6 protein-coding genes are annotated in these 4,698 nt (G+C 72.8%); 1 reads left to right on the top strand and 5 read right to left on the bottom strand.

Annotation, left to right across the window (positions count from 1 at the left end):
• Positions 1-35 precede the first annotated feature (35 nt).
• On the top strand, positions 36-485 hold the full coding sequence (locus FNX44_RS23990; RefSeq protein ID WP_143651003.1) for a hypothetical protein: 450 nt from the start codon (positions 36-38) through the stop codon (positions 483-485).
• Positions 486-675: 190 nt separating this feature from the next.
• Here the strand turns inward: FNX44_RS23990 and FNX44_RS23985 are convergent, their stop codons facing one another.
• From FNX44_RS23985 to FNX44_RS23965, 5 genes are all read right to left on the bottom strand, one after another.
• Entirely contained in the window at positions 676-1,770 is a 1,095-nt protein-coding gene (locus tag FNX44_RS23985) for an RNA polymerase sigma factor SigF (RefSeq protein ID WP_173019271.1), read from the bottom strand.
• Entirely contained in the window at positions 1,659-2,072 is a 414-nt protein-coding gene (locus FNX44_RS23980; RefSeq protein ID WP_407699131.1) for an ATP-binding protein, read from the bottom strand. Before FNX44_RS23980 ends, FNX44_RS23985 begins: the two co-directional genes overlap by 112 nt.
• A gap of 253 nt (positions 2,073-2,325) precedes the next feature.
• Complete coding sequence (locus FNX44_RS23975; RefSeq protein WP_143650999.1) at positions 2,326-2,850, bottom strand: GNAT family N-acetyltransferase; 525 nt, start codon at positions 2,848-2,850, stop codon at positions 2,326-2,328.
• A 64-nt stretch (positions 2,851-2,914) separates the two neighbouring features.
• A complete protein-coding gene (locus FNX44_RS23970) occupies positions 2,915-3,850 on the bottom strand; it encodes a 1-aminocyclopropane-1-carboxylate deaminase/D-cysteine desulfhydrase (protein ID WP_143650997.1) in 936 nt (311 codons plus the stop codon).
• A gap of 56 nt (positions 3,851-3,906) precedes the next feature.
• Positions 3,907-4,497 (bottom strand): N-acetylmuramoyl-L-alanine amidase, encoded by a 591-nt coding sequence (locus FNX44_RS23965; protein ID WP_143650995.1) that lies wholly within the window; start codon positions 4,495-4,497, stop codon positions 3,907-3,909.
• Between the last annotated feature and the right edge of the window lie 201 nt (positions 4,498-4,698).

Raw genomic sequence — 4,698 nt, 5'->3', positions numbered from 1 at the left:
GTCGGCGTCTTCGAAGCACGGCATAGGCTGACGGGGTGAGCAAGGACGACAGCCCCTCCATCCCCTCCCCGGCCACCGCCGCCGAGCGGCCGATCCGGGTCACCGCCGCCGCCGCGCTGGTCGCACTCCAGGGCCTGGCGCTGGCCGCCTTCGGCCTGGTGATGATCGCGCTGCTGCTGGCCGGCGACAAGCCCGACAGCGTCACCCAGGCCGTCACCGGCGCCGTGACCATGCTGGTCGTCGCGCTGCTGCCGCTGGGCACCGCGCGCGGGCTGTGGCGGCTGAGCCGCTGGAGCCGGGGGCCGGCGATCTTCCTCCAACTGCTCGCCCTGCCGGTGGGCTGGCAGATGGCGGGCAGCGAGGGCGCCTGGTTCCCCGCCGGGCTGGCGCTGGCCGCCGTGGCGATCGCCGTGCTGGTCTGCCTCTTCCACCCCAGCGCGCACGCGGTACTGCGCGTCGAGCCCGGCGCCGACCGCGACGACTGACCGGTCGTCGCGTCCACCGATCGGCCGCGTCCACCGACCGGTCGCGTCCACTGACCGGTCGTCGCGTCCACCGACCGGCCGCAACCACTGACGGCCGCGACGGCTGACCGGCCGGGCGCCGCTCAAAAGCCGGAACCCGCCGGGCGTGCGGTCGGCCGCCGGGCGGGTTCCGGGAAGTGGCGAGGGGTGGTCACTCCTCCACCAGCAGCTTCTCCCGCAGCTGCGCCAGCGTGCGGGCGAGCAGCCGGGAGACGTGCATCTGCGAGATCCCGACCTCCTGCGCGATCTGCGACTGGGTCATGTTCCCGAAGAAGCGGAGCAGCAGGATCTTCTTCTCCCTCGGCGGCAGCTCCTCGAGCAGCGGTTTGAGGGATTCCCGGTACTCCACGCCCTCCAGCGCGTCGTCCTCGGCGCCGAGGGTGTCGGCGACCGCGGGGGACTCGTCGTCGGTGTCCGGTACGTCCAGGGAGAGCGTGCTGTAGGCGTTCGCCGACTCCAGGCCCTCCAGGACGTCCTCCTCGGAGATGGACAGCCGCTCGGCCAGCTCGTGCACCGTCGGCGCCCGCCCGTGCTGCTGGGACAGCTCCGCCGTGGCCGTCGCGAGCGACAGCCGCAGCTCCTGGAGCCGGCGCGGCACGCGCACCGCCCAGCCCTTGTCGCGGAAGTGCCGTTTGATCTCGCCGACGACCGTGGGTGTCGCGTAGGTGGAGAACTCCACCCCGCGATCCGGGTCGAACCGGTCCACGGACTTGATCAGCCCGATCGTCGCCACCTGGGTGAGGTCGTCGAGTGGTTCGCCGCGGTTGCGGAAGCGGCGAGCCAGGTGCTCGACCAGCGGCAGGTGCATCCGCACCAGCCGGTTCCGCAGCTCGGCGCGCTCGGGCGAGCCCGCCGGAAGCCCGCGCAGCTCGATGAACAGCGCGCGGGCCGCGCCGCGGTCCTGCGGGTCGGCCGGGTGCTGCCGGCCGCTGCGGCCGTTGCCCCGCTGACTGTCCTCCATGGCCTCCATGGCCTCCGCCCGCTCCGCTCGCTGACCGGGGTCGGCCGGATGCGGCCGGGCCTGCTGCTCCGGAATCGCGGGATCGGCCGCCATCTCATGGCGTCCGAGTGCCGCGTCACGATCCAGGTCGTTCATACCGGCCCCCTCGTCCGGGACTGGCCCCTTGGCATCGGTCACGATGATCCTGGGGCCGCGCCGCGCTTCTTGTGCAGGCTGATGCTGACCGTGCGGTCCTCGGCGACCGCGGAGTCGACCTCGCCGGCCAGCGCGGAGAGCACCGTCCAGGCGAAGGTGTCACGCTCCGGTGCGCGACCGTCCGTCGTCGGGGCGGACACCGTCACTCTCAGTGAGTCCCCGACAAGCCTGAACACGCAGCTCAGCACGCTGCCCGGTACGGCTTGCTGGAGCAGGATCGCGCAGGCCTCGTCGACCGCGATGCGCAGATCCTCGATCTCGTCGAGGGTGAAGTCCAAACGCGCCGCGAGGCCGGCCGTCGCCGTCCGCAGCACCGAAAGATAGGCACCCGCCGCGGGCAGTCGGACCTCGACGAAGTCCTCCTCCCCACCTACGTTCTGGGACACCCTCACCTCCAAGGCGACACAAACTGGTGGAGCCACCACGGTGTCGGGTGACCGGGCGGACGCCGCGGGTTCCCGCGACGACGGCTCGGGCCGTGACCGTGACAGCCGGTTCAGCTGCGACGCTATCGCGATCCGCCGCATGCTGTCGCCTGGTTGGCCGCGGGCGCCCCCTACCGTGAGCGTCACCCATAGTAAACATACGCACACTGTGCGTGGCTAGGGGTTGGTCGGTATCAATTCCGCGACGACTACGCAGCGTTCACTCCGGGTGACCGGAAGCGCCCCCGTCTGCGCCGGGCGCCGCCGCCAGGGCCCTCAGCGGTTCGCCGGCCAGCCGGAAAACCGTCCACTCCTCCATCGGCTCCGCGCCCAGCGACTTGTAGAAGCCGATGGAGGGCTCGTTCCAGTCAAGTACCCACCACTCGAACCGCTCATAGCCGCGCTCGACGCATATCCGGGCCAGCTCCGCCAGCAGCGCCCGGCCGTGGCCGCCGCCCCGCGCGTGCGGGCGCACGTACAGGTCCTCCAGATAGACGCCATGCGTGCCCGTCCAGGTGGAGAAGTTGCGGAACCACAGCGCGAAGCCCACCGGCTCCGCGCCCCGCCCCGCCTCCGCCGCCTCCTCCGCTATCAGCGCGAACACCGCCGGATGCTCGCCGAACAGGGCCTCGCGCAGCTGCTCCGGGGTGGCCCGGGCGTGCTCCAGCGCACGCTCGTACTCCGCGAGTTCGCGGATCATGGCGTGGATCGCCGGGACGTCCTCCGGCGTGGCGGTACGGATCATGTTCGAACTATAGGGAAGCCCGCTGACACCGACGCCCGCCATCCCGCCGGAGGTCGAGGTGACCTCAGTCGCCGGCGAGCGGGTCGGGCGTGCCCGTGACCACCGCCGCGACCGCCGCGCCGGGCGGCAGGTCGCCGGCCTCGGCGAGCGCGGTCAGCGCGTAGAGCAGCTTGGCGACGTACACCCGCTCGACCCCGACACCGTGCCGCTGCTCGAAGTCGTCGGCGAAGCGGGTCAGCTCGGGCGTCGTACGGGCGTAGCCGCCGAAGTGGAAGCCCTCCGCCAGCCGCCACCGGCCGCGCGGCCCGCCGAACGCCGCCTCCTGGAGCCGCCGTACCTCCGCCGCGAGGAAGTCGCCGCGGAGCACCGGCACGCCCACCGCCGTGGGTCCGCCCGCCGCCATCCCGGCCAGGGTGCCGCCGGTGCCGCAGGCCACGGCGGCGACGTCCACCAGGCCGCGCAGCTCCTCGCCGAGCGCCACGCAGCCCTCGACCGCCGCGGCGTTGCTCCCGCCCTCCGGGACGACGTACACCGCGCCGAAACGCTCCCGCAGCTCCGCCAGGTACGCCTCCTCCCGGCGCCGGCGGTAGTCGGCGCGGGGCGTGAACCACAGCCGCATGCCGTCCGCGCGGCAGCGGGTCAGCGAGGGGTTCAGCGGCCGCTCGGCCAGCTCCTCGCCCCGCACGACACCGATCGTGGGCAGGCCGAGCAGCCGCCCGGCCGCCGCCGTGGCCCGTAGGTGGTTGGAGTACGCGCCGCCGAACGTCAGCAGGGCGGGCGCGCCGGACGCGGCGGCGGCGCGCAGGTTCGGCACCAGCTTGCGCCACTTGTTGCCGCCGACGAGGGGGTGGATCAGATCGTCCCGCTTCAGCAGCAGCCGCAGCCCGCGTCGCTCGAAGGCGGGCTCGCGCACCTCCTGGAGCGGCGACGGCAACCGGGGGCGCGGCAGCCCCCCGCCGTCCGGCGGCGGAAGGGGCGCGGACGGCGCGGAACGGGTCATCCCCCGATTCTCGCGCGCCCGCGCCTCGGACACGCGCCCGGCTCACCCGCCGGGCGTCACGACAGGCGCTTCCTGATGCGCTCGCGCATGCTGTCCATCGTGAAGCCGCGCGGGTCTATCTTCTGGTTGGTCCACTGGAGGTGGCCGATCACCGACCACTCGTTCCAGCGGTGGTGGCGGCAGATCGCCGCGGACGCCCGCGCGATGGCGTCCAGCTGCGCCTCCGGCCACGGGTCCTTGCCGTCGCCCAGGTTCTCGCACTCGAACCCGTAGAACCGGGCGTTCCCGTCGGTGTCGTGTCTGGACGGTGGCGGGGGGCGCTTCTCGGCGATCACCGCCCGCAGCACGTTGCTGTCACCGAGGCCGGCGTGGTTCGCCCGGCCGTGCCCGACCAGATGCACCCGCCCGTCCTTGGTGATCACGCCGTGGCACAGCGGCCCCGGCAGCCCCGGGTAGCCGTCCCGGCACAGCCGCACCGTACGTGCGGCCCCCGAGGTCACGGTGTGATGCACCATCACACCGTTGACCTGCCCCCAGGCACCCTTGTGATTCCTGTTGTGTGTACGCCAGTTACCCACCTCCACGACGGTCAGTCCCTCGTTCCTGAGGACCGTCAACAGCCTGCTCGCGGTTATCGGAATGGCCATATCCGCTATGTACCCATCCGGTAACGGGTTGTACAGGCCGCAGGTGAAGCAGTCGATTCGGTGCGTGCGCCTGGCACATGCCTGGCGTGCGCCCGGCACCAAACCAGCCACAAGCGCCCTCTCGCGCGCCCCGCGCCCCCGGCCGTCCGCACGCGCCCCGGCCGGCCCGTACAGTCCACGGCATGGAAGGACCCCTGCCCC

The sequence above is a fragment of the Streptomyces alkaliterrae genome (genome assembly GCF_007097205.2).
Lineage (GTDB): Bacteria > Actinomycetota > Actinomycetes > Streptomycetales > Streptomycetaceae > Streptomyces > Streptomyces alkaliterrae.
Note: the sequence above shows the minus strand (reverse complement) of the source record. Positions and strands in the feature narration are given on the sequence as shown.